This window comes from Kribbella sp. NPDC054772 (assembly GCF_053611945.1).
Map to the genome: position 1 here is coordinate 24,668 of NZ_JBSHBJ010000046.1, position 26,331 is coordinate 50,998.

Consider the following 26,331-nt stretch of genomic DNA (forward strand, 5'->3'; position numbering starts at 1 on the left):
CCACGTCATCCTAGGCTGCGGGCATGAGTGTTGACGTGTTCGAGCCGTTGGCCGGGCTGGAAGGGGTTGGGTCCGCGGCGCGGGCGGCCCGCGATGCGGTCGACGTACTGCTCCGGGATCGTGGGCTGCGACGGGTCGGGTCGGACATGACCGCCGAGGCGCTGCTGCGCGGTGCGCATGCCTCCGCCGCGCTGGCCGGCAGCACGGCGACCCCCGACGAGGTACGCCGTGGTGTCGCCGACGGACTCGCCTCCGGCGCGGTGCGACTGACCGGTGAGCTGATGACGCTCGCACCGCAGGTGGACAAGGCACCCGTCCAGGTCTGGACCAGACTGCACCAGCTCGCCGGTCTGGACCTGGGACCGGCGGCCGAACTCGGTCACCTGCGGACTGCCGCCGAGCCGATCCCCGACGACATCCCCGGCCTGCCGCCGGCGCCGCCCGCGGACGAGATGTGGGAGCGGTTGAGTGCGCTAGCCCAGAACCTCACGCGCCCGACCAAGGCACCCGGTCTGGTGGTCGCGGCGATCGTGCACGCCGAGCTGGCCGTACTGCGTCCGTTCCCGACCGCCAACGGTCTCGTCGCCCGGGCCGCCGAGCGCTGCCTCTTGGTTGCCCGGGGCATCGACCCGGTCGCGGTCACGGTCCCCGAGGCCGGTCACTATGTGTTGCAGGCGACCTATGCGTCCGGCCTGCGCGACTACGCAGCGCGAGGTTTGACGGGGGTCCGTGATTGGTTGCTGCGGTCCTGCGAGGTCGTGACAAAAGGTGCCGAGCTGTCGCCGCTGGTTTCGACCGACTGAAGGCCTCCGCCGCACCTGTCGCCACACATGCGAACGGCGCTCTCTGATGAGAACGCCGTCGCTGGCACGCCATCCTGGTTACCATGCGTGCACCGGTCTGCCGCCTCAGGTCGAACCTGGGTCGCGCTGCCCCTTTGGGATGGGCTGGTCGCCGCGTGGGTGCCTGGCTGCCGTGCGATCTCTACCGGATCCGAAGATCCTTTGTTGCCTTCCTTTGTACTCCTGAAACCCCTTTCTGGGAAGGGGATGCGGCGTCTTCATGGAGTTGAGAACAATGAAGCTATCTTCAGCTTTCAGCCCTCCAGGACCGGTGGTGGGAGGTCGGTTTCAGCTCCCTGGGACCGCTGGATTCAGCTTGCCCGGGAGCGTCGGCGGGAGGCCACGAGGACGACGCCGGCGAGCACTGCCGCGGCCACCCCGGCGGCCACCGCGGGCCGTCGTACGGCAGGGAAGACGGGCCGCTCGGCCGGCTCGGTGAACTCCAGTACCGGCCAGCCGCGCTCGACCGCGATCTTGCGCAAGGCCTTGTCCGGGTTGACCGCGAACGGGTGCCCGACCGCGGCCAGCAAGGGCTCGTCGGTGATCGAGTCCGAGTAACCGTACGAACTCGCCAGGTCGTAGCCCTCGGTCGCCGCCAGCGCTTTCATCGCGGTGACCTTGTGTGGACCGTAGGCGTAGTCCGCGATCTCGCCGGTGTACTTGCCGTCAGCAACGACCATCCGGGTGGCGATCACCTTGTCGGCGCCGAGCATCGCACCGATCGGCTCCACCACCTCGGCGCCGGACGACGACACGATCACCACGTCCCGGCCGGCCGCGTGGTGCTGCGCGATCAGCTCGACGGCCTCGGTGTGGATCATCGGCCGGACGATGTGGTCCAGCGTGTCCGCGACGATCGTCTTCACGGTCGCGACGTCCCAGCCGGTGCACATCGCCGAGATGTACTCACGCATCCGCTCCATCTGGTCGTGGTCGGCGCCGCCGAGCAGATAGACGAACTGCGCGTACGCGCTGCGCAGGACGGTCCGGCGGTTGATCAGCCCGCCGGTGTAGAACGGCCGCGAGAACGCGAGGGTGCTGGAGCGCGCCAGAATGGTCTTGTCCAGATCGAAGAATGCCGCCGGTCGGGCCGTTCCGGGGTGCGCCATGGGACCGAGCATAGGCAGCGGTGAGAAACGCCGGGGGACCCGGGCTTTTGCATGGGCCGGTATCCCGTTAGACTGGTGATCAGTGTGACAGTGACACTGGCTGGAAGCGCCCGATCGGGTGGGACCAGCGTTTGGGTGAAACGCTCGCAGTCGAAATCGAACTGAGATGTGTAGAGCCCGGTCTTGGGGGTATATAACCCCCGACAGTGGCAGACTGTCGCCTCCTGAACGGCCCCCGGCTCCTCCCCCCGAGCCCGTGGCCGAAGACGGCCCCCGGTCACCCCCCCGCCGGGGGCCGTCGCCTTTCCTCCTGCGGTTCGCGAAGGACCCGTAAAGATTCTCGCTTTTGTGTGCGTGGGAGCGTTCCCACTTTATGCAGGGTCTTGACAATGTAATCGCGCAGTCACAGGTTGTAAGGCATGAAACCGCCTGCATACCGCCCCCAGGCAGCGGTCGTCATCAGCCTGCTCGCCGTACTCATGGGCCTCCTGGCCCCCGGCGCCGCCTCCGCGGCGACCAATCTCGTCACGAATTCCGGCTTCGAGTCCGGCGCGCTCTCCGGCTGGTCGTGTCCGGCCGGCGGCGTCACGACCTCCACGCCACACTCCGGTTCGTACGCCCTCGAGGCGACACCGAGCGGGAGTGACATCGCCCGGTGCTCCCAATCGATTGCGGTCCAGCCCAATACGGCGTACACGCTGTCGGCCTGGGTGAAGGGATCGAACGTCTACCTCGGTGTGGACGGTGGCCCGAGTACGTGGACCACCAGTTCCAGCTGGAGTCAGTTGACCGTCCCGTTCATCACGGGCAGTTCAGCGACGTCGGTGACGATCTACGTCAACAGTTGGTACGCGCTCCCGGCGTACCAGGTCGATGACGTCGTGCTGGACGGTCCCGGTGGAACACAGGACACCACGCCGCCGTCGACACCCGCCGGTCTGGCGGTGAGCAGCCCGACTTCAAGTTCACTGAAGCTCAGTTGGTCGGCCGCGTCCGACGCCAGCGGTATCGACCACTACGACGTCGTCCGCGGTACCAGCGCCGCGCAGAGCGTCGGCAACGTGACCAGCTGGACCGCGACCGGTCTGAGCCCGCAAACCACGTATTCGTTCAAGGTCCGGGCCTGTGACCCGAGCGGCAACTGCTCGCCGTACGGCGCTGCGGTGTCGGGCACCACGTCGGACGGCGGGACCAACCCGCCGGTCAGCAACCTGCCGTCGCATGTGCTCACCGGGTACTGGCAGAACTTCAACAATGGCGCGACTGTGCAGAAGATTGCGGACGTACCGGCGGCGTACGACCTGATCGCGGTCGCCTTCGCGGACGCCGACGCGTCGAAGCCCGGCGCCATCACGTTCAATCTGGACAGCGCCGGTCTGGGTGGCTACACGGTCGCCCAGTTCAAGGCCGACATCGCGGCGAAGCACGCGGCCGGTAAGAAGGTCATCCTGTCCGTCGGCGGCCAGAACGGCACCATCTCGGTCGCGGACCCGACGGCCGCGTCGAACTTCGCCGGCAGCGCCCTGTCCGTACTGCGCGAGTACGGGTTCGACGGGATCGACATCGACCTCGAGAACGGCGTCAACGCGCAGTACATGGGTCAGGCGCTGAAGAGCCTGCAGAGTCAGTTCGGCAACGGGCTGGTCATCACCATGGCGCCGCAGACGATCGACATGCAGAGCACGTCGACGGAGTACTTCAAGCTGGCGCTGGCGATCAAGGACATCCTGACCATCGTCAACGTGCAGTACTACAACTCCGGCTCGATGAACGGCTGCAACGGTCAGGTCTACTCGCAGGGTTCGGTCGACTTCATCACCTCGCAGGCCTGCATCATGCTGCAGGGCGGTCTCCGTCCCGACCAGGTCGGCCTCGGCCTGCCGGCGTCCTCCCAGGCCGCCGGGAGCGGGTACGTCGCCCCGTCGGTGGTGAACAACGCACTGGACTGCCTGACCAAGGGCACCGGCTGCGGTAACTACAAGCCGAGCTCCCCGTGGCCGTCGCTGCGTGGGGCGATGACCTGGTCGACGAACTGGGACGCGACGAACGGCAACCAGTTCGCTTCCCAGGTCGGCGGCCACGTCCACGCGTTGCCCTGATCATGCACAACTATCGACCGGCTCCGGTGCTGGAGGCGCTCGGTGTCTGCTCGGAGGACGAGCAGCTCTACCGGGCGCTTCTGGCCCGCCCGGAATCCACTGCGACCGACCTGGCCTCCTTCGTGGCCTGGCCGGCGAACCGGGTCGGCCGGCACCTCAGGTCTCTACTGTCTCTCGGCCTGGCGTCCCGGACGCCAGGCCGACCGGCTCGCTACCTGCCGGCAGTGCCAGAGGCTGCGGTCGAGCTGCTCGCGCTGCGGAAGCAGAAGGCGATCGTGGAGGCACGGTTGGGTGCTGCCGTGTTGGCTGCGGAGTTCCGGCAGCCGGATGCCTTCACTGTCATCCGTGGCGCCGAGGCGATTGCGCAGCGGTTCTATCAGGCCCAGCAGTGCGCGCAGGACGAAGTACTCGTGCTGGACCGGATGTTGGTGGAGCCACGTCGGGCCCAGGGACTGCGGTACCGACGGATCTATGACATGGCGTCTCTGTCCGAGCCCGACGACCTGGCTGCTGCTCGGTCGACCGGGTGCTGCCGGATGCTGCGCGACGTACCGCTCAAGCTGGTTCTGGTCGATCGCCGGATCGCTCTGCTGCCAACAGCTCCTGATGTCGTCGTCGAGCTCGGCCCTTCCGGTCTTCTGGACGCCTTGGTGCGCCTCTTCGACCTGCTGTGGCAACAGGCCAGCCCGTTGACTCCGGCCGTGTCCGAGGGACCACTCACGTCCGACGACCAGCAACTGCTCTCACTGGCCGCAGCCGGTCTGACAGACCAAGCCATAGCGCGGCGCCTGGGCGTCGCTCAACGCACCGTAGAACGCCGCATGCAACGCATCCTGAAGGCGCTGGACGCCACTACCCGCTTCCAAGCCGGCCTGCGCGCCGGCCAGCAAGGCCTTCTGGTCTAGTCGGTCACATCAGCCACGGTGGCGCCGAGTGCCTTGGTGAGGGCCTCGGCGTCCACGGTGATCCCGACGCCGTGGTCCCCGCCGCCGATCGAGATCGTGCCGGTGATCCGCTCGTCGGCGATCACCGGCCAGTCGCGGGTGCTGCCGAGCGGCGTGATCGTCCCGCGCACGTACCCGGTGACGTCGAACGCCGTGTCCTTGTCGGGCATCGAGATCCGGTTCACCCCGAGCAGCGCCCGCAGCTTCGGCCACGCGATCTCCCGGTCGCCCGGCACCAGCACGAAGCGGTAGTCGTCGTCGGACAGCCGTACGACGATCGTCTTGATCAACCGCGCCGGCTCGATACCCCGCGCCGCTGCGGCTTCCTCCAGCGAGTTCACCCGGCCGTGCCTGGTCACCTCGTAGCTGAGACCCAGCTGATCGGCCGCATCGGTAGCTTTCGTCACCCGGCTAGTTTTGCACCTTGCTGGGAACGTTCTTGAGCAGTACGGCGAGGACGAGCGTCACGACGAACAACACCCCGGCCTCTCCCGCGACCCCGGTCCACGCCGCGCGGCTCCACGCCGTACCCGCTAGGCCTCCGAAGACCGAGGAGCCCAGGTAGAACGCGAACAGGTACATGCTCGATGCCTGTCCGGTCCCGACTCCACTCGCGTGCGCCCGAGCCGGCACCCAGCCACTGGCCACTCCGTGGACCGCGAAGAACCCCGCCGTCATCACAGCCAGCCCCAGCACGATGAACGGCAGCGGGGCGGCCAGTGTGATCGCTACACCAGCCAGCGTAATCAGACAGCCAACCGGAACCACAGCGCGCCGCCCGTACCGATCCGCCAGCGTCCCCGCGGTCGCGGACCCCACCGACCCCAGCAGATAGACGCAGAACACCAGTCCGGCCGCCCCAGCACTCAGCTCGTACGGCGAACCCGACAGTCGGAAGACCGCCCCGTTGTAGACCGCCACGAACGCGCCTACGGCCGTCGTAGCGATCCCGTAGAGCGCGAGCAGTGCGGGATCCCGTAGTACCTGGAAGAGGTCCTGGGGCCGCGCGGCCTTCGGATGGAAGTTCCGCGACGCCGGGAGCAGCAGCCAGACGACAGCCGCGCACAGTACGCCGACCACTGCGATCCCGCCGGTCGCGAAGCGCCATCCGCCGACGTCCGACAGTCCTCCTGCGATCAGACGGCCCGCCATGCCGCCAACCGCCGTACCCGCGATGTAGAGCCCGCTGGCGCGTGCGTGGCTGTCCTGATGCACCTCTTCCCGCAGGTACGCCATAGCGACCGCTGGCAGCCCAGCCATGGCGATGCCCTGCAGTCCGCGCAGCGCGAGCAATAGGTGCCAGGTCGGCGCGAAGGCACTGAGCAGTGCGAACAGAGAGGTCGCCGCGACCGACCAGCGCATCAGATTGGTCCGCCCGAGCACCTCGGACGCCGGGCCGGCGACCAGCAGCGCCAGACCGAGGCCGAACGTCGCGAAGGACACGCTGAACGCACTCTGGCTGGGGGAGACGTGGAAGGCGTCGACGAGCTGGGGCAGCAGCGGCTGCGTGCTGTAGAGAAGCGCGAACGTCGCCAGCCCGGCCGCGAACAGCGCGACAGACAGCTTGCGGTACTCCGGATCCCCGGGAAGGTACCCGGTGTGGCGAGCGACGGACTGATGCATGTCTTCGACGGTCGCACGCCTGGAGCGATACGTAAAATGTCGATCTCAGCAGAAATCGATACGATTTCAGTATGCATGTCGAGGATCTGCGGTGGTTCGCCGTACTGGCGGAGACCGAGCACCTGACCGAGGCCGCCGCGACGCTGGGGACCAGTCAGCCCAACCTGACCCGTTCGCTGCAGCGCGTCGAGCGGGCGTTCGGGGTGCCGCTGTTCGAGCGGGAGCGTCGCGGCGTACGGCTGAATCCCTACGGCCGCCTGGTGCTGGAGGCGGCCCGTGCGGCGACGACGGCAGTGGATACTGCGCAGCGCCGGATCGACGCGCTGCTCGACCCGGAGTCCGGCACGGTGCGGCTGGCGTTCCTGCACTCGGTCGCGACCAGCCTGATGCCCGACCTCCTGAAGGCGTTCCGGGCGGTGGCGCCGCACGTCGAGTTCGCGCTGCGGCAGGAGCCCGCGCACGACATCGTCCAGGATCTCGAGACCGGCGAAGCGGAGATCGCGATCATCGCGCCGCGGCCGGACCCCTCGCGCTTCGGTTGGCACCTGCTCGAGCGTCAGCGGCTGTGCCTGCACGTGCCGCCTGGCCACCCGCTGGCGACCCGGCACCGGGTGGAGCTGGAGGCGGCGCGGGACGAGGCCTTTGTCGGCCTGCAGCCCGGCTTCGGCTTCCGACGGGTGACGGACCAGCTGTGCGCGGCGGCCGGGTTCAGTCCACAGCTCGCTTTCGAGGCGACCGACCTCGCGACGATCGACAGCATGGTCGGCGCGGGCCTCGGCGTGGCGATCCTGCCGGCCGGCGCGGTGCGGGGGAACGACAGCGGGGCGGTTTCCGTGCCGCTGGCCGGCGTACAGGCTCGTCGGGAGATCGGGATGGCCTGGCGATTGGGTGCGCCGCTGACTCCGGCGGCGGAGCGGTTCCGGACATTTGTCCGATCTCGGCCGGTGACGTCCAGCTGACTGCTGAGACAGTGACTTCCGCAGCGTTCGTCCAATTTTCCCGGTGTCGACTTGCAGTGAGAGGGCTTTCCACCGCACTCTTTCCTGCGTGAGGAAGCGTCTGGGTTCGTTCCGGCCGAGTCGCCGGCTGCTGTTCGCAGCCGGGACGGCGGCGGCTGCGTCGACGGTTGCGGCCACGGCCGCCGAGGCGGCCCCGGGCTCCCCGCAGGCCGCCCTCGACGCCGCGGGCGCCCTGGGCAACTACGGGTCCGGTGTGCTCGGCGCCTGGGAGCGCCAGGCACGGGCGATCTCGAACGAGGCGCAGATCCGCCGCGCCCGGGAGAACGACGGCGTCTTCATGTTCGGCGACAGCATCGGCGTCCAGGACGGACCGGCGCTGGCCAGGCAGCTGACGAAGCTCGGGATCAGCATTGCCGTGCACAACTGGGCCGGTCGCCCGGTGACCCCCGCGGTCGACGCACTGGACACCTGGGCGCAGGACTACGGCCTGCCGCACCGGATCCTGATGTCGGTCGGCTCGAACGACATCTTCACGCCGCCGGCGGTCGCCGCCCAGGTCGACCGCACGATGCAGATCGTCGGCGACGAGCGGACGGTCTACTGGGTCAACGTGCAGGCGGCGCGGACGGCGCACGGTGTGGACGTCAAGGTCTCCGACCAGCGCAACAGCGCCTGGATCAACCTGCAGCTCTCCGATGCGCAGCGTCGCTACGACAACCTGCGGATCGTGCACTGGGCCGAGCACCTGGCCTCCAGCCCGAACCGGCTGGCCCGCTACCTCCGCGACGGCCTGCACCCGTCGGTCCCGCTCGGGCAGAACGCCCGCAACGGCCTGATCATCGACGCGATCAAGGCCGGCTGAGCGCAGCACCCGCCACACCCAGCCGACCTCGTCCCCTCAGAAGCCTGCGGTGATCCGCGTGAAGTCCCAGTCGCCCTGAGCGATACCGCTGCAGTTGGACACCACGCCGCCGCCGGCGCAGCCGCGGTCGCGGTTCACCGACCAGAACGCCAGCCGGGCGAGCCCGTTGGTCTTCGCCCAGTTGGTGATGTTCTGCCAGGTCGCAGTGGTGGTCATCTCCTGCTGGTCGGACAGACCGTTCATGCCGGAGACACCCTGGTGCGCGTACGCCTCCGCGGTGGTCCACCCGAAGGTGCTCTTCAGCTTGTTGTTCAGACCCGTCGACGCACCGACCGTGTCGTTGTAGATGTTCGAGCTGCCGAAGTCGAACGGCATCAACGTGAAGACGTCGATGTTCGCGCCGAGCTCCTTCGACCGGTCGATCAGCCGGTTGCCGTAGTACGTCGGCCCGGTGGTCGACGTACCGAAGGTGACGATCGTCTGGATGCCGGGGTTGTTCTGCTTGACGATCTTCAGCGCGTTCAGGATGCGGTCCTGCACGGCCTCGTTCTCGAACTCGTCGGAGTTCTCGATGTCGATGTCGATCGCCTTCAGGCTGTAGGCGTCGATCACCTTCTGGTACGCGCCGGCGAGAGCTTCCGGCGTACCGCAGTTCGGGCCGAGCTTGTTACCGCTCCAGCCGCCGAACGACGGGACGATGTCGCCACCGGCCGCGCGGATCGCGGCGATTGCCGTGGCGTCGGCACCACCCTGCAGCGGTCGGCTGCCGTCCCAGGCCGGGTTGCAGCCACCGGACGCCAGGACGAACGCCATCGTGAACCACTTGATCCCGGTCGCGTTCATCACGGTCGCGGGGTTCGGCGGGTCACCCCAGCCCATGTACAGGTACGGCGCGGCCTGCTTGCTGCCGGTGTTTCCACCACCGATACCGGTCTTGACGGAGACGCTGCTGCTCTTCGCGCCCTCACCCGCGCTGTTGGAGGCGCTGACCTGATAGCTGTACGACGTGTTCGCGGTGAGCCCCGAGTCGGTGTACGACGTACCGGTCGGGCTGCCCACCTTCGCTCCGTTGCGGTAGACGTTGTAGCTGGCTGCACCGGACGTGGCCGACCAGGTGAGGCTCACTGACGACGCGGACGCCGTACCGGAGAGACCTGTTGGTGCACCAGGGACGGTGCCGCCACCGCCGCCGGAGCAGGCGGCGCCGTTCAAACGGCAGGACGCGATTCCGGCGAAGTTGCCGGGGCTGCCGTTGAAGCCGAAGGAGACGGACGCTCCTGGCGCCAGCGGGCCGGCCCAGCTCGGCGGAGTGAACGTATGCGTCTGTCCGCTGCTGGTGTGGTTGGCGTCCCAGGTGCTCGTGACGTTGTAGCCGGACGGGAAGTCCAGGGAGACCGACCAGGTGCTGAGAGAGCTGGTGGTGCCGTTGGTGACCGTCACCTTGCCCTCGAAGCCGCTGCCCCAGTCGGACACTTTGGTGAAGGTGGCAGAGACTCCTGCCGCGCTGGCTGTCTGTGCAGTGAGGAGGGCGACGACCACCGCGGTGATGGCTGCTATCGCCAGGGAGATGCGTTTCATGATGCTCCGATCAGTGGGCGGTACTTGATCAGACCCGGCCCCAGAGTGCGGGGACGTTCGGCGGTTCCCAGCCGGTCAGGGACGTGTGGCCCTGGATGCACTTGTAGGTGACGCCGTTGTAGGTCACGAGCGCACCGGTCGCGTACGCCGTGTTCGGGGCCCACGGAGCCGCCGTACCCGGTGGAGTGGTCGGGGGAGTCGTGGGCGGTGTGGTGGGCGGAGTGGTCGGCGGCGTCGTGGGAGGCGTCGTCGGCGGAGTGGTAGTAGGTGGTCCGCTGCAGCCCGCGGTGTCTGCGTTGACCGCGTCGACCACGTTGTTGAACAGGGTGACGTTCGGGTCGAGCGCCTCGAGCGAATACATCATCGCGCCGGCCAGTCCGTTGCAGTGCTGGTAGTCGGCCTTGGCCTTGATCGACTGCGCGTTGTCACCGGACCAGAAGGTGCCGTTGCTGTAGAACCACGACGACTTCGTGACATCGTCGAAGTGCGTCGCCACCGGGCTGTCCACGAAACCGGTCAGCTCCTTGTAGAACGACACTCCGGGCACGTTGCCGCTCATCGCGTGACCGTCGGCCGGTCCGGTCGCAGTCTGGTACTTGCCGTTGTCCGTGGCCGCAACGCCCTTCCATCCCCTGTAGTAGAAGGGATATCCGATGCTCAGCTTGTTCGCCGGGAACCCACCGGGGATGCCGTACGCCGAGTCGCCCTTCGTCCACGCCTTCACCGCGGAGTCGATCGAGTACTTCCCCTGACCCGGTGGGATCGGGTTGCTCGGGTCGTTGGGCGCCGTGTACAGCGGGTCCTGGAAGTTCGTCGGCCCGGTGGCCTCCCAGCCGCCGTGCATGTCGTACGACATCACGTTGTTGTAGTCGAGGTACTGCCCGACCTTGTCGGTCTCGATCGTCGCGATCTTGTCCTGACCGGCGGGGGTCGCGGCGGTCAGGTAGTACTTCTTGCCGCTCTGTTTGCCATAGGCATCGAGTTGCGCGCGGAACTCGGCCAGTAGCAGCGTGAAGTTCTGCTTGTCGGCGGCGCTGTAGTGGTTGCCGACGTGGCCGTTCGGCGACCCGGGGTACTCCCAGTCGATGTCGACACCGTCGAAGATGCCGGCCGCCGAGCCGGGACCACCGAACCCGTCGATCACCGGGAGGTCGCCCTTCACGAACATGTTCACGCAAGAGCTCACGAAGGCCTTGCGCTTCGCGTCGGTGGAAGCGGCGTCGGAGAAGTACTTCGAGTAGGTCCAGCCGCCGATCGAGATCAGGATCTTCAGGTTCGGGGCCTTCGCCTTGAGCTTCTTCAGCTGGTTGAAGTTCCCCTGGATCGGCTGGTTCCAGACGTCACCCACCCCGTCGACGCTGATGTCGGCGCCGTACGACTTGCCGTAGTCGGCGAACGCGTCCCCTGCGCCGTCTCCGGCGCTCGGGTTGTTCTCGTCCTGCGACGCGGCCTTGTTCGCCATGAAGCAGGTGTGGTTGGTGGGGTCGATGTTCGCGAAGGCGTAGTTCAGGAAATCCAGCTTGCCGGCGACGCCGGTGGTGACCATGTTCTTCGGGTAGAAGGCGTTGGCGTAGATCCCCCATTGGGTGAAGTACGCCGTCTTGACGCCACCGCTGGTCGCCTGCGGCGCCGTGGTGGCCGCGGTGGCGTCCGGACTCGCGAGCGAGACGCCGGCGGCGGTGATCAGGGCTGTGGCGGCGACCGTGGCCGCGGCGGCGAGCGTGCGCAATCGACTCATCAGAGTTCCTCCGGAGCGATGGGGCGAAGCGGTCCGGTGAAATTTAGTTAAAGACGCTTCGAAAGGAACCGTAACCGTTCCCGGCGGGTTAGTCGCGGGCTCGTCGTGGCGGGTTCCCGCTGCTGACGGAAACCCGACAGCCCTTTGTCCACAGGTGATCCGGTCGCGTGCTCAGAACGGGCCGAACAACGGCATGTTCTAGGCATGGACACGAACTCACCAACCCCATCGGTGCTCATGGCAACTACTAACGAGGCGCTTCTCGACGACCTGCTCAGACTGGCCGCGGCTGCGTCGATCACACCGCTGGTCGAGCCCGACCTGCTCGGCCTCCGGCGCAGTTGGCACACCTGTTCCCTGGTCGTCGTCGGTCGCGACCTCGCCGAGCCGCTGGCTCGTCTCCAGCCCGCCCAACGACCTGGCGTCGTCGTGGTCGGCTCGGCGCTGGACGGGGACGATCTCTATCGCTGCGCGTTCGACGTCGGAGCGGATGTGGTCTGCCGACTGCCCGACGACGAGACCACGCTCGCCGGCAAGCTGGCCGACGCCTTGGACGGTTCGACGCGCACCGCCGTCACGCTGGCGTTTGTTGGCGGCTGCGGGGGAGCGGGGTCCACCACGCTCGCGGCTGCGGTGGCTGTCTTCGGCAACCGCCGTGGATTCCGCACGATGCTGATCGACGGCGACTCGCTCGGCGGCGGCATCGAGCTCGCTCTCGGCATCGAGCGCGACGCCGGCGACCGCTGGCCCAAACTCCTGAACGCCTCCGGCCGGATCGGCGCGTCGGCCTTGCGCTCGGCGCTCCCTTCGATCGACGGCCTGGCCGTCCTGTCCTGGGACCAGTCCGATGTCACCGTGCTGCCGCCAGACACCATGAGTTCGGTCATCGGCGCCGCCCAACGCAGCAACGATCTCGTCGTCCTCGACCTGCCCCGGCACGCCGATCCCACCGTCGAGGAAGGCTTCATCCGCTCCACCGCCACCCTCCTCGTCATCCCGTGCGACGTCCGCTCGGTTGCCGCCGCGAAACGCCTCTCCGGCCCACTCCGTTCCGTTGCCGGTGACCTGCGCGTCGTCCTCCGCGAATCCCGCCCCGGCCTCTCGGCCGCCGACGTCTCAACCCACCTCTCATTGCCCGTAGCAACAAAAATCGGCACCGACCGTACGCTTCCTCGCGCGATGGACCAGGGCCACTTCGTCCCGCATCCCAGAAGCCCGTTGACCCGCGCGGCCACCACCCTCCTGGACCTCTTCGATCTCACCGACTCGGCCGCCCCATCCGCTCTCGCAAGCTCGGTGTTCGCATGACCAGCACGGTCGTTCCCGCCGACCTGCTCGATCGCGTCCGCGGCACGTTGGCCCTCACAGGCGCGGCACCGACCCCGGTCCACGTGGCAGCAGCCCTCCGCGCCGACGGCACTATCTGCGGCGACGCCATGGTCCTGGCCGTCGTTACTGCCCTCCGCCGCGAAGCCCTCGGCGCCGGCCCTCTCGACAGCCTGCTCGCCGAGCCCGGCGTGACCGACATCCTGGTCAACGGCCCCGACGAGGTCTACATCGACCGCGGCCGCGGCCTCGAGTTCGTCGCCATCCGCACCGGCGACGAACCCGCCATCCGCCGCCTGGCCACCCGCCTCGCCGCCGCAGCCGGCCGCCGCCTCGACGACTCCACCCCGTACGTCGACGTACGCCTGGCCGACGGCACACGCTTCCACGCCGTGTTGGCCCCGATCGCCGCGCCAGGCACCTGCCTGTCGCTCCGCGTACCGTCACGCAAGGTCTTCACCCTCGACGACCTCGTCGCCGCCGGCGCCCTCCCGCAACCCGGCGCCGCAATCCTCCAAGACCTGCTCGACTCACGCGTAGCGTTCCTCATCAGCGGAGGCACGGGGACCGGCAAGACCACCCTGCTGAACTCCCTACTGTCCCTGGCGAACCCGTCCGAACGCCTGGTCCTGGTCGAAGACGCCAACGAACTCCGCCCCGACCATCCGCACGTGGTCCGCCTCGAGGCCCGCCCGCCGAACGTCGAAGGCACCGGCGAGATCTCCCTCCGCGACCTGGTCCGTCAAGCCCTCCGCATGCGCCCCGACCGCCTGGTCGTCGGCGAGGTCCGCGGCGCCGAGGTGGTCGACCTCCTCACCGCCTTGAACACCGGTCACGAGGGCGGCTGCGGCACCATCCACGCCAACTCAGCCGCCGACGTCCCAGCCCGCCTCGAAGCCCTGGGCGCCCTGGCCGGCCAATCCCCCCAAGCCATCCACAGCCAGGCAGCCTCCGCCCTCCACGCCGTGATCCACCTGACCCGAACCCCCACCGGCCACCGCCGAATAGCCGAAATCCACACCTTCACCAGATCCCCCACCGGCCCCCTCACCACCCACCCCGCCGTCACCTTCCACCCCAACAACACCCTCACCCTCCACCCACCCGCCCACCTCTTCACCCAACTACCGCCACCCGCCCCACCCTCCCCAGCCACCCGCACTGCGCTCACGCCGCAGACATCGGCGTCTGCCACCGATACACAGCCCGCTCCCGCACCGCTCACACCCGCGACCGGTGGCACATGAGCCCAGCCTTCCTCGCGGCTGTCCTCGCCCTCCTCACCTGCGCCCTCGCCCTCCCGCCCCCATCCCCAGGCCTCCACCGCCTGCAACCAACTGCCGCCCGCCGCCAGCTCACCCGCAACCAACGCACCAGCCCAGACCCAACCCACCCCGAACCGCCCCGCCGACGCCGGCGCACCCCACGAACCCGCATCTGGCTCCTGGCCGCACCAACTGCCATAGCCACCGCCGCACTGGGCCCCCAAGCCCTCGTCGCAACCCTCGCAACAACCACCGTCCTAGCCCTAATCGCAACCCAACGAGCCCACCACCGGCGCCAGAAATCCACCTCCGCCCGCCGAGCCCAAATCATCGAAGCCCTCGACGTCCTAGCCGCAGACCTCTCCGCCGGCCGCCCACCCATAGCGGCACTGGAAGGCGCCGCCTCAATCAGCCCAGACCTCCAAGTAGCCCACGCAGCAGCCAACCTCGGCGCCGACGTCCCCGCCGCCCTGACCCGAGCATCAACCGCACCCGGAGCGTCCAGCCTCCGCGCACTGGCCGCCGCCTGGCGAGTCACCGAACAATCCGGCGCCGCCTTCGCCACCCTCACCGAACGCCTCGCCGACTCCCTCCGAGCCGACGAAGCCATCCACCGCCAAACCGAATCCAGCCTCGCAGGCGCGCACTCCACCGCACGTCTCCTGGCAACCCTCCCCACCTTCGGCATAGCCCTCGGCTACTCCCTAGGCGCCGACCCACTCACCTTCCTCACCGCGACCCCACCCGGCTGGCTCTGCCTAACAGCCGGCCTGGCCCTGACCGCCGCAGGCCTCCACTGGACCACTCACCTCTCCAAGCCCTCAACCTGACCAGGCCTCCCGCATGCCCCAAGCCACAGCCGCCGCCATATCTGTTGCCCTAAGCACCTACCTGCTGATCCCGCCCCGCCCCAACCTCCGCCGCCTGACCCCACCCAAGCCCCGCAACCGTCCCAAAACCCCACGCCCAGCCCGCCTAGCCGCCACCGTCGCCGCCCTAGCCACCCTCCTCATCATCGGCCTCCCCTGGGGCGTCATCCCGGCCGCGATCGCGTACTACGCCATCCCCAAAGCCCTCGCCCGCCTAGAACCAGCCGCCACCAAACAACGCAACGCCCAACTAGCCCGCGACCTCCCCCTGGCCATCGACCTCCTCGCCGCATGCCTCCGAGCCGGCCGCCCACCCCAACACGCCCTAGCCCTGGTGGCCGAAGCCCTCCCCGGCCCACTCGCCGACGTCTTCACCAAGATCGCCCACCACCTCGCACTAGGCGCCGACCCCACCACCGCCTGGTCCCACCTCCGCGCCGAACCCGCCTGCGCCCCCATGGCCCGAGCAATCACCCGTTCCCTCCGCTCCGGCGCGCCCCTCTCCAAAACCCTCGAACACCTCTCCGACGAGACCCGCCGCACCCGTCACCACACCGCCGACCAACAAGCCCGATCCGCAGAATCCCGCGCCGCCCTCCCACTCGGCCTCTGCTTCCTCCCAGCCTTCGTCCTCCTCTCCATAGTCCCCACCATCGCCGACGCCCTCATCCCCAACCTCCTCCACCCCTAGCCCTCATCCACAGCCCAAAACTCCTTATAAAAAAGGCCTCCCAACAACGGCATCCTCCATTCAAGCCCCCACCACGCATCGCCCCAAACCCGCCGAGGAGCCCCTCATGCCCAACCCAACAACTTTCCCCCACACCCCGCCCAACCCCACCCAACACCCGCTCCCCACCGCCACCGAACCCCCCAACACCAACTCCGCCAACCCACCCACCACCCACCCGACCAAGCCGTCCACCACCCACCCCGCCGACCTGAAATGCGCTCCTCCTGCCAAACCCATCAACAGCCGCACCGCAGCCCCCGTAAACAGCCGCACTCCGGAGCCGATCGACAGCTGCACCGCGGAGCCCGTCGACGGCCGCACCGCTAACCTGGTCAACAGCCGCACTCCGGAGCCGATCGACAGCTGCACCGCGAAGCCCATCGACACCCGCACCACCCAACCGGCCGACAACTACACCGCGGAGCCGGCCGACGGCTGTGCCGTCGAGCCCGACGACACCCGCCGAGCCTCGTCGGATGACATCCGCCCCGCCGGCTCCAACAGCATCCGTCCTGACACGCTGTCCGGCAGGGACTCTGTCGAGCTGGCAACCATCCGCACTGCCGAGCCATTCAACATCCGTCTCGCCGAAGCGCTCAGCATGCCGCTCCCCAAACCCGGCAACCTCACCCTGGCTAGTTGCCGCAGCCCTCACTCGGTCCGACGACTCCGCGCCAGCGCCTTCAACCACCTTCGTGCACGAACAGAGCGAGGCGCCGCAACCGCGGAGTACGCCATCACCATCGTCGCCGCCTGCGGCCTCGGAGGTGTCCTCGTCGCACTCCTCAAATCCCCCGTGATGATGAACGCCCTCAAAGCCCTCATCAACTACGCCCTGAAGCTAGCCGGCGTAGAAGGCGTCCACCTCTAACCCCCAATCCGGCGACCGGTCGGCTACCCCTCCCCGGCCGGTCGCCACCCCAAGGAGCCCCGGATGCCTTCCCACCGCAACACCAACGCACGACGACTTCACGCGCACATACGCACCTATGCCAATCCGCGAGCCCCGGCCGGAGCCGGACGCCAGACCAATAGGTGGACCCGCGCCAAACAGGTCAGTCGTCCCGCCGGCTCGATCGACTCCACCCGGCCGAGTACGCCGGTCGGGCCGAGCGCGTCGATCGGATCGGGCGTTCCGGTCGGCACGAAGACGTCCGGTCGCCGCCCGGACAGGCTCGGATGGCTGGGGCAGGCCCGTGAGGTGGATGAGCGTGAGCGTGGTGCTGTTGTGGCGGAGTTGGCGATTGCTCTGCCGGTACTGGTTGCCCTTCTGATGCTTGGTATCTGGGCGATCGGCCTGGTCGTCCTCAACATCCAGTGCATCGACGCAGCCCGAGACGTCGCACGCGCAGTCGCGCGGGGTGAGCCACCCGATCAGGCCGAAGCTATCGGCCGCCGAGCCATCCCTACAGGCTCGGTCACCATCACCCGCGAGGCCTCAGACATCCAGGTGACCGTCACAGCCACCCCCGCCAACAAGCCGCCGCTCCTCACCTTCATCACCCCCACCCGCATCACGGCAACCGCAACCCTCCAGGCCGAACCGGAGACCTCATGACCCGATCCGAACGAGGCAGCGCCACGCTCCACACCCTCATCGCCGCCACACTCCTGCTCACCGCCTTCGCAGCCGCAACCCTCTGGTCCGCCATCTCCACAGCCCGCCACAAACTCGCCGCCGCAGCAGACCTAACCGCCCTCAGCGCCGCCCAGTCCCTAGCCACCCCGTCCACGACCACCACGCCGTCCCTGACCACCGACCCGTCCGCAACCACCGCGCCGTCCGCAACCACTGCCCCGTCGGCGACCACCGACCCGTCCGCAAGCACCGACCCGTCGCTGACAGCCGCGAGTTCACAAGCCGCAACCCCCGCGCTGGCTGCCGTTCCGCCACCAGCGTGGATCCCCGCGCCGACTCTCGCTCCTTCCGCAGCCGGGACTCCCGCGCTAGCCGTCGCCCTGACCTCAACCACCGCTCGGTCCGCAGCCACAGCCCAGCCACTAGCCACTACCTGGTCGTCAGGTGCCACTGCTTCCCCGAGAGCCCAGCCACCTCCTGCGACTCCCGCGCCGACTACGACGCCTTCTCCGGCTGCGCCCCGATCAGCTGGTGAGGCTGCTCCAGCGGTCGGTGAGGCGGGCAGTGTGTTCGTCGTACGTGCGCCGCTAGCCCCCAGCAATCGGCAACTATTGCCTGCTGTGTCAGTGGATGGGCCTTGCGTGACGGCGGCTCGTACAGCGGCGCTCAACGGGGTGCGGTTGAGTGCTTGCAGCCTCACTTCGGCGGTGGTGACGGTCGAGGTTTCGCTTGAACTCGATCTGCGGGTGGCCCACCCAGTGCTCACCGCGACCTCTCGGGCGGGACCTGCCTGATGGGGCAGCAAATCGGGGTGGGTGCGGGCGTGATCGCGATCTGGTCGCAATCTGGTAGAGATGACGCGTTGATGTGGACGATGTCCTCGCGGGCCCTTCAAAATCGGGACCCGAGTACTGCTCATTTTCCCGGACGTACTTCCCCGGCGCCCGGACGGTTACCTCGGAGGCTCGCTTGCCCGACCCGATTCGGCTGTTGCTGGTCGACGACCAGATCCTCAGCCGAGGTTTGCTCCGGAGCGGTCTGGAACGCGAGCGCGATCTGGAGATCGTTGCCGAGCTCAACCGAACCGACGACGTCGTGGGCGCGGCGAAGCGACACCGGGCGAACGTCGCGCTGCTCGACGCGGCGGGGCCGGCGCAGAACAGCATCACCGTCACGACCAAGCTGCGTACGTCGATGCCCGAGTGCCGCGTCGTGATGCTCACGACGTACGGGCGGCCGGTGCATCTTCGTCGTGGGCTCGATGCCGGGGCGAAGGGGTTTGCGTTGAAGGGCAGTCCGGCGCCGCAGTTGGCGGATGCGGTACGGCGAGTGCACCTCGGACTCCGGGTCGTCGATGCGAACCTCGAGGCGGAGACTCTCAGGTACTCCGAGACTCCGCTGAACGAAGACGAGACCGACACCCTCCGTGCGGCGCGCGACGGCGGTTCTGTCGCATTGATGGCGCGGAAGCTTCAGGTATCCGAGCGAGTCGTCCGCACTCGACTGTGGTCCGCCATCGGCAAGACGGGCGCCCGCACCCGCTCCGACGCGGTCCAGGTAGCCGAACAAAACGGCTGGCTCCTCGACTGATCCGTCGCTCGCGGCGCCCGACTGTGTGTACGACGTTTCGCTCTAGTTGATTGCTAGGCCCGTGCCGGACGCCGCTCGGCGAAAGGTGACAGGTCCGCAGTCGCGAGACGAGTCGCGCGAGGCCAGGCACACCCAGAGGCTCGACAGGCGGCGCCTATGCGGTAAGGCAGTCGGGCGGACGTCGGAGGTTTCCTAGGCGATCCGGCGCGACGAAGACGGTCGGGCGGATGTCGGCGGTTCGCTAGGCGGTCGGGGCGCGACGACCGCGGACGCGAGTATGTCGGAGGCTCGCTGGGCGGTCCGGATCGTGACGAAGGCAGTCGGGGTGTGTCTGAGGTCGACAGGGGCCCGGTCGGGGCGAAGGACGCGACGCGGGTGTCGGAGGTTTGTGCGGCGAGCTTGATGGGTTGGAAGGAGACTGGGGTTGTGGATGGTGGGCGGAAGGTTGTTGTTGATGCTGCGAACGTGGTGGGGTCGCGGCCGGACGGGTGGTGGCGGGACCGGGTTGGGGCTGCTCGGCGGCTGCTTGGGCGGCTAGCGGTTTTGCAGGAGCAGTTGGTGGAGACGGACCTGATCGTGGTGTTGGAGGGGGCTGCTTGTCGGGCGGTGTCTGGGGTGGATGCGCCGGATACCGGTCGGGTTCGTGTGGTGCTCGCGCCGGGGTCTGGTGATGACACCATCGTTCGCGTCACGGCGGAAGTTGCGCAAGATTCCGCGGTCACGGTTGTCACCGCGGATCGGGGGCTTCGGCAACGGATAGAAGCAACCGGTGCTGTCGCCACGGGGCCTCGGTGGCTTCTGGATCAGCTGGACGAGCTACCTCAACAACCGCACAGCTGACCGGCCGCAACGACCTCGTCCCGAACGGCCCACGCCCGGCCACTCAGCCTGCGTCGACTCCGTTAGGCGCAGGTGGAGAGGAAGTTGCCGGTGTGGGTTACGAGGAGGTGGGGGCCCGGGGCGGCGGGGATGTGGGCTTCTGAGGTGTTGATGGCGTGGCGGGTGCCGTCGGGGGAGATGACAAGGGTGTTGGGCGCGTCCAGTGCGATCAGTTCGTCGTCGACGCGCAGGAGGACGGGGGCGGTGTAGGACCAGGAGAGGGCGGTTCGGCCGGCGGCGAGGCCTTCGAGGGTGGCTGCAGGGAGTTCGTCGGGGCCTTCGGCGGAGGCGTCGACGGCGATCCAGGTGGTGGGCGCGCCCGGCGTGCCGACGGATGTCGGGTTGTGCCAGTCGCTGCCGCCGATCGGGGTGGTGCCTTCGAGGCCCCAGGCCTGCCACCAGGCGACAGGTCCGCCCCACGTGTGATCGAGCCAGGAGGAATGCCAGATCTCCGCGAGCGGTGGGTGCTCGGGGAGCGGGTGACGCCAGGAGCAGTCGCCGCCGAGCGGGTGGTTGATGGACAGCAGACCGCCGCGCTGAGCGACCTCCGAGACCCAGGTCGCGGCGGGTCGGCGGAAGTCGATGAAGCCGATGTCACCGAACGCGTTGGCGTGGCCGGTGTCTGTGGTGACTTCCTGGCCGGGGATGAGGCCGATGCCGAAGCGACGACCGACGGAAGGGAGTTCCGCGTGATGGGCGACCGTGTTGTGGTCGGTCACGGCCAGTACGTCGAGGCCGGATGACACACCGAGGGCCGCGAGGTTGGCGACCGGCGTGGACCCGTCGGAGTGCAACGAGTGAGCATGGAAGTCGCCCGCGATCCACTTGAGTCCGGACGACGCCGGCAGGGTACGGCGAGGAGGTCGCGAGGGTACGGCGATGGCCGCGGAAGCGTCGGCGTACTCGGTCAGGCCGGGGATGGTGTCGACGGGACCGGTGACTGCTTCGACGAGGAGTTCGACGCCTTCGACGGGTACTCGGTGGAGACCGAGGACGACCCACCACGTGCCCGGCTCGAGGTCGCCGGCGAGGTAACCGGGCGTCGCCGCGTCGGGGGTGATGGCGAAGGTCCGGCGCGCACCTCCTGACCAGCCGCGCCAGCCGGCCGCGCCCGCGCAGCCGATGTCGATGACCGCGCCCTCGACCGGCGGGACAGTCAGTGTGACCAGGAGGCCCGGGCAGTCGGCGGGGATGTCCACCGGAAGCGAGTGCCAGACCGTTTCGGCGCGGTCATCGAGTGTCCAGCGTCGTCGGTAGGAGGTGACAGCCATCAGATGAGATCCCAGTTCGCAAGGCTTCGGGCAACGGTCATGAGGCGACGGTGGCCGGTTGGCGGGCGAGGAGCTCGCCGGAGTCCCGGTCGTACAGCAGGACTCGGGACGCGGGGGCGGTGAGGACGACCGTGGTGCCTGGAGACGGTTCGGTTTCCTCGGGGACGGTCACGCCGACCAGGGTGTCGTCGCACTCGACGGTGACGAGCGACTGGGTTCCGAGGTTCTCGGCGACCACGACCGTGCCGCGGAGGGCGGGGCCGGTGACGTCGCCGGCGGCCAGGGTGAGGTACTCCGGCCGGATGCCGACCGTGACCTCGGCGTCGACCGGCACCGAGAAGGTTGTCGCAGGCAATGAACCGCCGGCGACCGCGACTGCTCCCTGCGCAGCGTCGGAATGGTCCGAGGCGGAGGACAGGACCTTTCCGGGCAGCAGGTTCATCGGCGTGGAGCCGATGAAGTTGGCGACGAAGGTGTTCGCCGGGCGGGCGAAGACCTCGCGCGGCGAGCCGAGCTGGCGGAGTTTGCCGGACTCCATGACGGCGATTCGGTCGGCGAGAGCCAGGGCTTCCGCCTGGTCGTGGGTGACGAAGACCGTGGTGATGCCGAGGTCGCGCTGGAGCTTCTTCAGAAAGGTCCGCGCCTCGAGGCGGAGTCGGGCGTCAAGGTTCGACAGCGGCTCGTCGAGGAGCAGCACCTTGCCCTCGGAGGCGATCGCACGGGCCAGCGCGACACGCTGCTGCTGACCCCCGGACAGCTGACCGGGCTTCCGCTCGAGGAGACCCTGCAGCGACAGTTCGCCGGCGGTGCGCTCGGCTGTCGCGGTACGGGTGGCCGCGGCAACTCGGCGTACCTTCAAGGGGTAGGTGATGTTCTCGGAGACGTTCATGTGGGGGAAGAGCGCGTAGTCCTGGAAGACCATCGCGACGCCGCGCTTGCCCGGCTCGGTGCGGGTGACGTCGGCGCTGTCGATGCGGACGGTGCCCTCGGTCGCGGACTCCAGGCCGGCGATCGTCCGCAGCAGTGTGGTCTTGCCGCAGCCCGACGGGCCGAGCAGGGCGAAGAACTCGCCGTCGGCCACGTGCAGGTCCAGCCCGTCGACGGCGCGGACGCCGTTCGGGTAGACGGTCGCGAGGCCCTCGATGTCGATGCCCGCCATCAGACCGTGATCCCTTCGTGCGAGATGCCCGCCATCAGCAACCAATCCTTGTGGACAGACATCAGCTCTTGATCCCTCCGTGGAAGCGGAACCCGTACCGCGAGTTCACCAACAGGTACAACACGACGACCGGGATCGAGAACAGCAGCGAGAACACCGGCAGCACCTGCAGGTTCACGCTGCCGCCCTCGTCGGTGAGGGTCTGCATCAGCACCGCACCGGGTTGCTTGTCGATCGACCGGATGAGCAGAAAGGGCACCAGGAAGTTGCCCCAGGAGTTCACGAACGCCCAGACCATGATGGTCGCCAGTCCGGGCCGCGCGACCGGGAGTACGACGTCCCGCAGGATCTGGCCCGTGGACGCGCCGAAGACCCGCGCCGACTCCTCGTACGACTTCGGCACCGCGTCGACGAAGTCCTTCAGGATGAAGATCGCCGCCGGCAACAGACCGCCGGTCATCACCAGCGCGACGCCGAACCGCGAGTCGATCAGCCCGAGCTGGAACATCATCACGAAGATCGGCACCATCGCCGCGGTCCCCGTCACCACCGACGACAACAACAGCAACCCGTACAGCAGCGCGTCCCGTCCCGGGATACGCACCCGCGACAACGCGTACGACGCCAGCGCGGCGAACGCGGTCACAGCCACCGCGGTCGTTACGCAGATGAGCAGCGAGTTGACCATTGAATGCATCGCATACGGGTGGTCCAAGGTCTTCCGGACGTTCTCCAAAGTCCAGTCCGGCCAGCGCACCCCGAGGCCGGGATTGCTGTCGAAGGGCGCCGACGCGATCCACAACATCGGTACGGCGAAGAACAGCGTGATCGCACAGATCAGCACGTAGAACCCGATGCGGCGCAACACAAAGGACGTCATGACCGCCTCCGAAGCAACCGCAGATAGACCAAGGAGACCAGCAGGTTCGCGATCAGCAGCAGGAACGAGATCGCCGACGAGTACCCGAGCTCACCGCCTTGCAGCGCCACGTTGTAGATGTAGACCGGCACGGTCTCGGACTCGTGGTTCGGCCCGCCCTTGGTGAGCAGGAACGGCGAGAAGTCGTTCGCCGTCCACAGCGAGATCAGCAGCGTGTTCGTCAGCACGTGGCCGCGGATGTGCGGGAACACCACGTCCCGCAGCGTCTGCCAGCCCGACGCGCCGACCATTCGCGCCGACTCGAGTTGCGACGGTGGCACGGCCTGCAGCGCCGACGAGTAGAGCATCATCGAGAACGCCGTACCGCGCCACGTGTTGAACACCACGAGACAGGCCATCGGGTAGTCGATCAGCCACGCGGTCCCGGGAGTCCCGAGCAAGCTGTTCAGCGTGCCGCCGTCCCGGTCGAAGAACGCGACCCACAAGTACGCGACCACGGTCGACGGCAGGATCCACGCGAGCAGCACGAACGCCTCGACGGTACGCCGGACCGCGGGACGGGCGCGCCGCATGATCCAGGCGAGCGTGAAGCCGAGGACGTTCTGGCCGATGATCGCCGAGCCGAGGACGAACAGCATCGTCAGCCACAACGCGTTGTGGAAGAGCGCGTCGTTGATCGCCTTGGTGTAGTTCGACAGTCCCACGATCGACGGCGACACGGCCTCGACGCCGGTCAGCCGGTAGTTGGTGACGCCGATGTAGATGGTCCAGAGCGCGGGGAAGATCAGGAACGCGCCGATCAGCAGCAGCGCGGGCGCGAGGAATCCGAGCGCCCGGCGGACCCCGAGTCCCGCGACGTCGCGCGCGGGTCCCCGGGGTTGCGCCGATCCACGTCCCGGCGCCGGTTCGGCGGGCACCGGAGGTGCGGAAGCGGAAGTCATCAGTTGCCGGCGACCTTGTCCTTGCCGCCGGCCGCGGTCTCGACGGCCTTCTGGTAGGCCCGGGCGGCCGCGTCCGTCGACTTGCCGCCGACGACGTCGGCCGTGGCCTGCTGCAGTGCGGCCGAGATCTTCGGGTACTCCGCCAGGCCGGGACGGAACTGCGTGATCGGGAGGACCTTCTGGGCGACGAAGCTCAACATCGGGTCACTCGCGAGGACCTCGCTGTTGACGTCGTTCCGCTGGGTGATCTTGGCCGCGCCGTCGAGGGACGCCTTGACCATCTCCGCCGAGTTCATGAACTGCATGAGCTCCCAGGCCTGCTGCGGGAACTTCGTGTTCGGGTTGATCACGGTCGCGCCGCCGCCGGACATCGAGACGAAGTCCTGACCCTTCACGCCGGCACCCGGCAGGGCGGCCGGGATCAGTGCATAGCCGACGGCGGTGTCCCGGTCGGCCATCTTCGCGACGCCCGCCTTCGGCTCGACGACGCTGCGCCAGAAGTAGTCGCCCTCCAGCAGGATGCCGATCTTGTTCGCGGCGAATTCGGCGAACGACTTGTCGCGGCCCTTGGCCTCGCGCTGCAGCACCGGGTCACCGAGACCGGCGCCGTAGATCTTGTGGTAGAAGTCCAGCACCTGGCGCAGCTTCGGGGTGTCGCCCAGCCACTTGCCGTCGGCGTTCACGGTGGCGCCGGTGCCGACCAGCAACGGCAGCACGCCCTGCATGCTGGTTGCCTCGCCCATCGCGGTGCCGGCGTTGATCTGGATCGGGGTGACCCCGGAGATCTTCTTCAGCGCCTGGCCCGCAGAGATGATGTCGTCCCAGGATTTCGGCTGCCAGTCGGCGGGCAGACCGGCCTGCTGGAACAGCTTCTTGTTGAAGTAGAGCACGCGGCCGTCGGTCCCGCCGGGAACGCCGTACCGCTGGCCGTTGTAGCTGCCCAGCGCCTGGACCGACTCCGGGATCTGCTTCCAGCCGTCCCAGTCGTTGACCTTGCCGGCGTCGCCGACGGTGTCGGTGAGCGGCTTGATGTAGCCGGCCTGGGCGAACTCGCCGACCCAGATGCCGTCGATCTGGAACAGGTCCGGTCCGGACTTGTTCGACAGGTCGAGGGACAGCTTCTGCTTGTAGACCTCGTCGTCGGAGCCGTCGCCCTGGAACTTGACGGTGACGTCGACGCCCTTGCCCTTCTGCTCGGCGACGAACTTCGGGATCAGTACGTCGGAGATGAAGGTCGCGCCGGCGCTGCTCTTGCCGCCCTTGACCGAGTTCGAGCCGATGGTCAGCTCGACCTGCTTGGCGTCGGCGTTCCGGTTCGCATCCTGGTCGCCGCTGCTGCCGGACCCGGACGACCCGAGGCATCCGGTGAGCAGGGCGAGGGCTGCGGCGCCGAGCACGCCGGCGGTGGTCAACCGCGAGAGAGATCGCATCAGGGCTCCTAGCAAAAGTGGTCCAGCGACAGTGCCGGTCAAACATTGGCATCCTCGGGCGACTATGTGAAGACTTTTTCCCAACCCTGAGTGAACGTTGTCAGGTGCTGTAGGCAACCAACAGCGGACTGTCAAGCCGGGATTCCACGGGATGCGTTGCGAAAGAGTTAAAGGATGCTCAAGGTTCTGTGGCAACAGGTAATTGAGTAGATACAGAGGGTGATCACGGGAGCTACTGTCTTGCCGTTCGGTTCAGTGGATCGGAGGTGACAGACATGAGACTGCTCCACGGAGTTGCTTGCCTTCTCGACGACCTGCTCGACTGCTGGTGTTGGTGGTGACCGCGGCCGCCTGGTGACGGCTGCGGACCTGACGGTCGCGAGGTGACGACACAGCCCGGCTCCCGCTGACGCGCAAGCAGCGGGGCATCCCGGGACTCATCCCCGAGCACTGCAACGACCGTCGTTCGATTCACCAGAAGACAACCGAATCAGAACGTGTCGATCCGAAGGAGAGAAAACGGGCCGGGGCCCCCGGGGGGGGGGCGGGGCGGCGGGGGGCCCGGGCCGGGGGGGGTATCTGGACCCGGGGGGCGGGGCGGGGGGGGTACGCCGTACTGCCTGGCAATCCCGCGGTGATCGGGCGTGGCGGGCGG

Annotated in this window: 22 protein-coding genes; 12 read left to right on the forward strand and 10 right to left on the reverse strand. The window is 68.1% G+C overall.

Annotation, left to right across the window (positions count from 1 at the left end; genetic code table 11):
• Nucleotides 1-23: 23 nt before the first annotated feature.
• Nucleotides 24-803 (forward strand): cell filamentation protein Fic, encoded by a 780-nt coding sequence (locus tag ACWGID_RS38665; RefSeq protein ID WP_452204339.1) that lies wholly within the window; start codon nucleotides 24-26, stop codon nucleotides 801-803.
• 350 nt (nucleotides 804-1,153) lie between these two features.
• On the opposite strand, the gene ACWGID_RS38670 is transcribed toward ACWGID_RS38665, so the two are convergent.
• Nucleotides 1,154-1,963 carry an HAD family hydrolase gene (locus ACWGID_RS38670; protein WP_452204340.1) on the reverse strand — a complete coding sequence of 270 codons (810 nt, stop codon included), beginning with the start codon at nucleotides 1,961-1,963 and terminating at the stop codon, nucleotides 1,154-1,156.
• Between the two features lie 407 nt (nucleotides 1,964-2,370).
• Here ACWGID_RS38670 and ACWGID_RS38675 point away from each other — a divergent pair, with 407 nt between their 5' ends.
• Together ACWGID_RS38675 and ACWGID_RS38680 are read left to right on the forward strand one after the other, a co-directional pair.
• Nucleotides 2,371-4,050 (forward strand): chitinase, encoded by a 1,680-nt coding sequence (locus ACWGID_RS38675; protein ID WP_452204341.1) that lies wholly within the window; start codon nucleotides 2,371-2,373, stop codon nucleotides 4,048-4,050.
• A gap of 2 nt (nucleotides 4,051-4,052) precedes the next feature.
• Entirely contained in the window at nucleotides 4,053-4,955 is a 903-nt protein-coding gene (locus ACWGID_RS38680) for a helix-turn-helix domain-containing protein (protein WP_452204342.1), read from the forward strand.
• Here the strand turns inward: ACWGID_RS38680 and ACWGID_RS38685 are convergent.
• Nucleotides 4,952-5,401 (reverse strand): aminoacyl-tRNA deacylase, encoded by a 450-nt coding sequence (locus tag ACWGID_RS38685; protein ID WP_452204343.1) that lies wholly within the window; start codon nucleotides 5,399-5,401, stop codon nucleotides 4,952-4,954. The two genes, ACWGID_RS38680 and ACWGID_RS38685, sit on opposite strands and share 4 nt — an antisense overlap.
• Before the next feature lie 4 nt (nucleotides 5,402-5,405).
• A complete protein-coding gene (locus ACWGID_RS38690; RefSeq protein ID WP_452204344.1) occupies nucleotides 5,406-6,617 on the reverse strand; it encodes an MFS transporter in 1,212 nt (403 codons plus the stop codon).
• 71 nt (nucleotides 6,618-6,688) lie between these two features.
• Here ACWGID_RS38690 and ACWGID_RS38695 point away from each other — a divergent pair, with 71 nt between their 5' ends.
• Together ACWGID_RS38695 and ACWGID_RS38700 are read left to right on the forward strand one after the other, a co-directional pair.
• On the forward strand, nucleotides 6,689-7,576 hold the full coding sequence (locus ACWGID_RS38695) for a LysR family transcriptional regulator (protein ID WP_452204345.1): 888 nt from the start codon (nucleotides 6,689-6,691) through the stop codon (nucleotides 7,574-7,576).
• Nucleotides 7,577-7,664: 88 nt separating this feature from the next.
• Nucleotides 7,665-8,438 (forward strand): hypothetical protein, encoded by a 774-nt coding sequence (locus ACWGID_RS38700; RefSeq protein ID WP_452204346.1) that lies wholly within the window; start codon nucleotides 7,665-7,667, stop codon nucleotides 8,436-8,438.
• Nucleotides 8,439-8,474: 36 nt separating this feature from the next.
• On the opposite strand, the gene ACWGID_RS38705 is transcribed toward ACWGID_RS38700, so the two are convergent.
• Both ACWGID_RS38705 and ACWGID_RS38710 read right to left on the reverse strand, forming a co-directional pair.
• Nucleotides 8,475-10,016 (reverse strand): cellulose binding domain-containing protein, encoded by a 1,542-nt coding sequence (locus ACWGID_RS38705; protein WP_452204347.1) that lies wholly within the window; start codon nucleotides 10,014-10,016, stop codon nucleotides 8,475-8,477.
• A gap of 28 nt (nucleotides 10,017-10,044) precedes the next feature.
• Entirely contained in the window at nucleotides 10,045-11,754 is a 1,710-nt protein-coding gene (locus ACWGID_RS38710) for a glycosyl hydrolase family 18 protein (protein ID WP_452204348.1), read from the reverse strand.
• Nucleotides 11,755-11,991: 237 nt separating this feature from the next.
• Here ACWGID_RS38710 and ssd point away from each other — a divergent pair, with 237 nt between their 5' ends.
• The 7 genes from ssd (at nucleotide 11,992) to ACWGID_RS38745 (ending at nucleotide 19,956) form a co-directional block, all read left to right on the forward strand.
• Nucleotides 11,992-13,062, forward strand: a complete 1,071-nt coding sequence (gene ssd, locus ACWGID_RS38715) for a septum site-determining protein Ssd (protein ID WP_452204349.1) — start codon at nucleotides 11,992-11,994, stop codon at nucleotides 13,060-13,062.
• The gene (locus tag ACWGID_RS38720) at nucleotides 13,059-14,327 is read left to right on the forward strand and encodes a TadA family conjugal transfer-associated ATPase (RefSeq protein WP_452204350.1); all 1,269 of its coding nucleotides are present in this window, start codon (nucleotides 13,059-13,061) and stop codon (nucleotides 14,325-14,327) included. Before ssd ends, ACWGID_RS38720 begins: the two co-directional genes overlap by 4 nt.
• Before the next feature lie 861 nt (nucleotides 14,328-15,188).
• The gene (locus ACWGID_RS38725; protein ID WP_452204352.1) at nucleotides 15,189-15,905 is read left to right on the forward strand and encodes a type II secretion system F family protein; all 717 of its coding nucleotides are present in this window, start codon (nucleotides 15,189-15,191) and stop codon (nucleotides 15,903-15,905) included.
• 106 nt (nucleotides 15,906-16,011) lie between these two features.
• Entirely contained in the window at nucleotides 16,012-16,818 is an 807-nt protein-coding gene (locus ACWGID_RS38730) for a DUF4244 domain-containing protein (RefSeq protein ID WP_452204353.1), read from the forward strand.
• A gap of 63 nt (nucleotides 16,819-16,881) precedes the next feature.
• Complete coding sequence (locus tag ACWGID_RS38735) at nucleotides 16,882-17,505, forward strand: TadE family type IV pilus minor pilin (protein ID WP_452204354.1); 624 nt, start codon at nucleotides 16,882-16,884, stop codon at nucleotides 17,503-17,505.
• A 990-nt stretch (nucleotides 17,506-18,495) separates the two neighbouring features.
• Nucleotides 18,496-19,116, forward strand: a complete 621-nt coding sequence (locus tag ACWGID_RS38740; protein ID WP_452204355.1) for a response regulator — start codon at nucleotides 18,496-18,498, stop codon at nucleotides 19,114-19,116.
• A 402-nt stretch (nucleotides 19,117-19,518) separates the two neighbouring features.
• Nucleotides 19,519-19,956: an NYN domain-containing protein gene (locus ACWGID_RS38745; RefSeq protein ID WP_452204364.1), complete on the forward strand. Its 438-nt coding sequence runs from the start codon at nucleotides 19,519-19,521 to the stop codon at nucleotides 19,954-19,956.
• A gap of 62 nt (nucleotides 19,957-20,018) precedes the next feature.
• Here ACWGID_RS38745 and ACWGID_RS38750 read toward each other — a convergent pair whose 3' ends face one another.
• The 5 genes from ACWGID_RS38750 to ACWGID_RS38770 form a co-directional block, all read right to left on the reverse strand.
• Nucleotides 20,019-21,266 (reverse strand): CehA/McbA family metallohydrolase, encoded by a 1,248-nt coding sequence (locus ACWGID_RS38750; RefSeq protein WP_452204356.1) that lies wholly within the window; start codon nucleotides 21,264-21,266, stop codon nucleotides 20,019-20,021.
• A 37-nt stretch (nucleotides 21,267-21,303) separates the two neighbouring features.
• On the reverse strand, nucleotides 21,304-22,425 hold the full coding sequence (locus ACWGID_RS38755; RefSeq protein WP_452204357.1) for an ABC transporter ATP-binding protein: 1,122 nt from the start codon (nucleotides 22,423-22,425) through the stop codon (nucleotides 21,304-21,306).
• A gap of 61 nt (nucleotides 22,426-22,486) precedes the next feature.
• The gene (locus tag ACWGID_RS38760; protein WP_452204358.1) at nucleotides 22,487-23,305 is read right to left on the reverse strand and encodes a carbohydrate ABC transporter permease; all 819 of its coding nucleotides are present in this window, start codon (nucleotides 23,303-23,305) and stop codon (nucleotides 22,487-22,489) included.
• Nucleotides 23,302-24,246: a carbohydrate ABC transporter permease gene (locus tag ACWGID_RS38765; protein WP_452204359.1), complete on the reverse strand. Its 945-nt coding sequence runs from the start codon at nucleotides 24,244-24,246 to the stop codon at nucleotides 23,302-23,304. Before ACWGID_RS38765 ends, ACWGID_RS38760 begins: the two co-directional genes overlap by 4 nt.
• Entirely contained in the window at nucleotides 24,246-25,676 is a 1,431-nt protein-coding gene (locus ACWGID_RS38770) for an extracellular solute-binding protein (RefSeq protein WP_452204361.1), read from the reverse strand. The genes ACWGID_RS38765 and ACWGID_RS38770 overlap by 1 nt, the downstream gene beginning before the upstream one ends.
• Nucleotides 25,677-26,331: the final 655 nt, after the last annotated feature.

What these genes read in the sequence shown, in the direction of transcription:
- ACWGID_RS38745 (WP_452204364.1), top strand. Translation starts at nt 19,519, where the DNA reads ATGGGTTGGAAGGAGACTGGGGTTGTGGATGGTGGGCGGAAGGTTGTT.
- ACWGID_RS38695 (WP_452204345.1), top strand. Translation starts at nt 6,689, where the DNA reads ATGCATGTCGAGGATCTGCGGTGGTTCGCCGTACTGGCGGAGACCGAG.
- ACWGID_RS38680 (WP_452204342.1), top strand. Translation starts at nt 4,053, where the DNA reads ATGCACAACTATCGACCGGCTCCGGTGCTGGAGGCGCTCGGTGTCTGC.
- ACWGID_RS38705 (WP_452204347.1), bottom strand. Translation starts at nt 10,016, where the DNA reads ATGAAACGCATCTCCCTGGCGATAGCAGCCATCACCGCGGTGGTCGTC.
- ACWGID_RS38690 (WP_452204344.1), bottom strand. Translation starts at nt 6,617, where the DNA reads ATGCATCAGTCCGTCGCTCGCCACACCGGGTACCTTCCCGGGGATCCG.
- ssd (WP_452204349.1), top strand. Translation starts at nt 11,992, where the DNA reads ATGGCAACTACTAACGAGGCGCTTCTCGACGACCTGCTCAGACTGGCC.
- ACWGID_RS38750 (WP_452204356.1), bottom strand. Translation starts at nt 21,266, where the DNA reads ATGGCTGTCACCTCCTACCGACGACGCTGGACACTCGATGACCGCGCC.
- ACWGID_RS38670 (WP_452204340.1), bottom strand. Translation starts at nt 1,963, where the DNA reads ATGCTCGGTCCCATGGCGCACCCCGGAACGGCCCGACCGGCGGCATTC.
- ACWGID_RS38665 (WP_452204339.1), top strand. Translation starts at nt 24, where the DNA reads ATGAGTGTTGACGTGTTCGAGCCGTTGGCCGGGCTGGAAGGGGTTGGG.
- ACWGID_RS38710 (WP_452204348.1), bottom strand. Translation starts at nt 11,754, where the DNA reads ATGAGTCGATTGCGCACGCTCGCCGCCGCGGCCACGGTCGCCGCCACA.
- ACWGID_RS38725 (WP_452204352.1), top strand. Translation starts at nt 15,189, where the DNA reads ATGCCCCAAGCCACAGCCGCCGCCATATCTGTTGCCCTAAGCACCTAC.
- ACWGID_RS38720 (WP_452204350.1), top strand. Translation starts at nt 13,059, where the DNA reads ATGACCAGCACGGTCGTTCCCGCCGACCTGCTCGATCGCGTCCGCGGC.
- ACWGID_RS38765 (WP_452204359.1), bottom strand. Translation starts at nt 24,246, where the DNA reads ATGACTTCCGCTTCCGCACCTCCGGTGCCCGCCGAACCGGCGCCGGGA.
- ACWGID_RS38735 (WP_452204354.1), top strand. Translation starts at nt 16,882, where the DNA reads ATGCCTTCCCACCGCAACACCAACGCACGACGACTTCACGCGCACATA.
- ACWGID_RS38760 (WP_452204358.1), bottom strand. Translation starts at nt 23,305, where the DNA reads ATGACGTCCTTTGTGTTGCGCCGCATCGGGTTCTACGTGCTGATCTGT.
- ACWGID_RS38755 (WP_452204357.1), bottom strand. Translation starts at nt 22,425, where the DNA reads ATGGCGGGCATCGACATCGAGGGCCTCGCGACCGTCTACCCGAACGGC.
- ACWGID_RS38770 (WP_452204361.1), bottom strand. Translation starts at nt 25,676, where the DNA reads ATGCGATCTCTCTCGCGGTTGACCACCGCCGGCGTGCTCGGCGCCGCA.
- ACWGID_RS38675 (WP_452204341.1), top strand. Translation starts at nt 2,371, where the DNA reads ATGAAACCGCCTGCATACCGCCCCCAGGCAGCGGTCGTCATCAGCCTG.
- ACWGID_RS38730 (WP_452204353.1), top strand. Translation starts at nt 16,012, where the DNA reads ATGCCCAACCCAACAACTTTCCCCCACACCCCGCCCAACCCCACCCAA.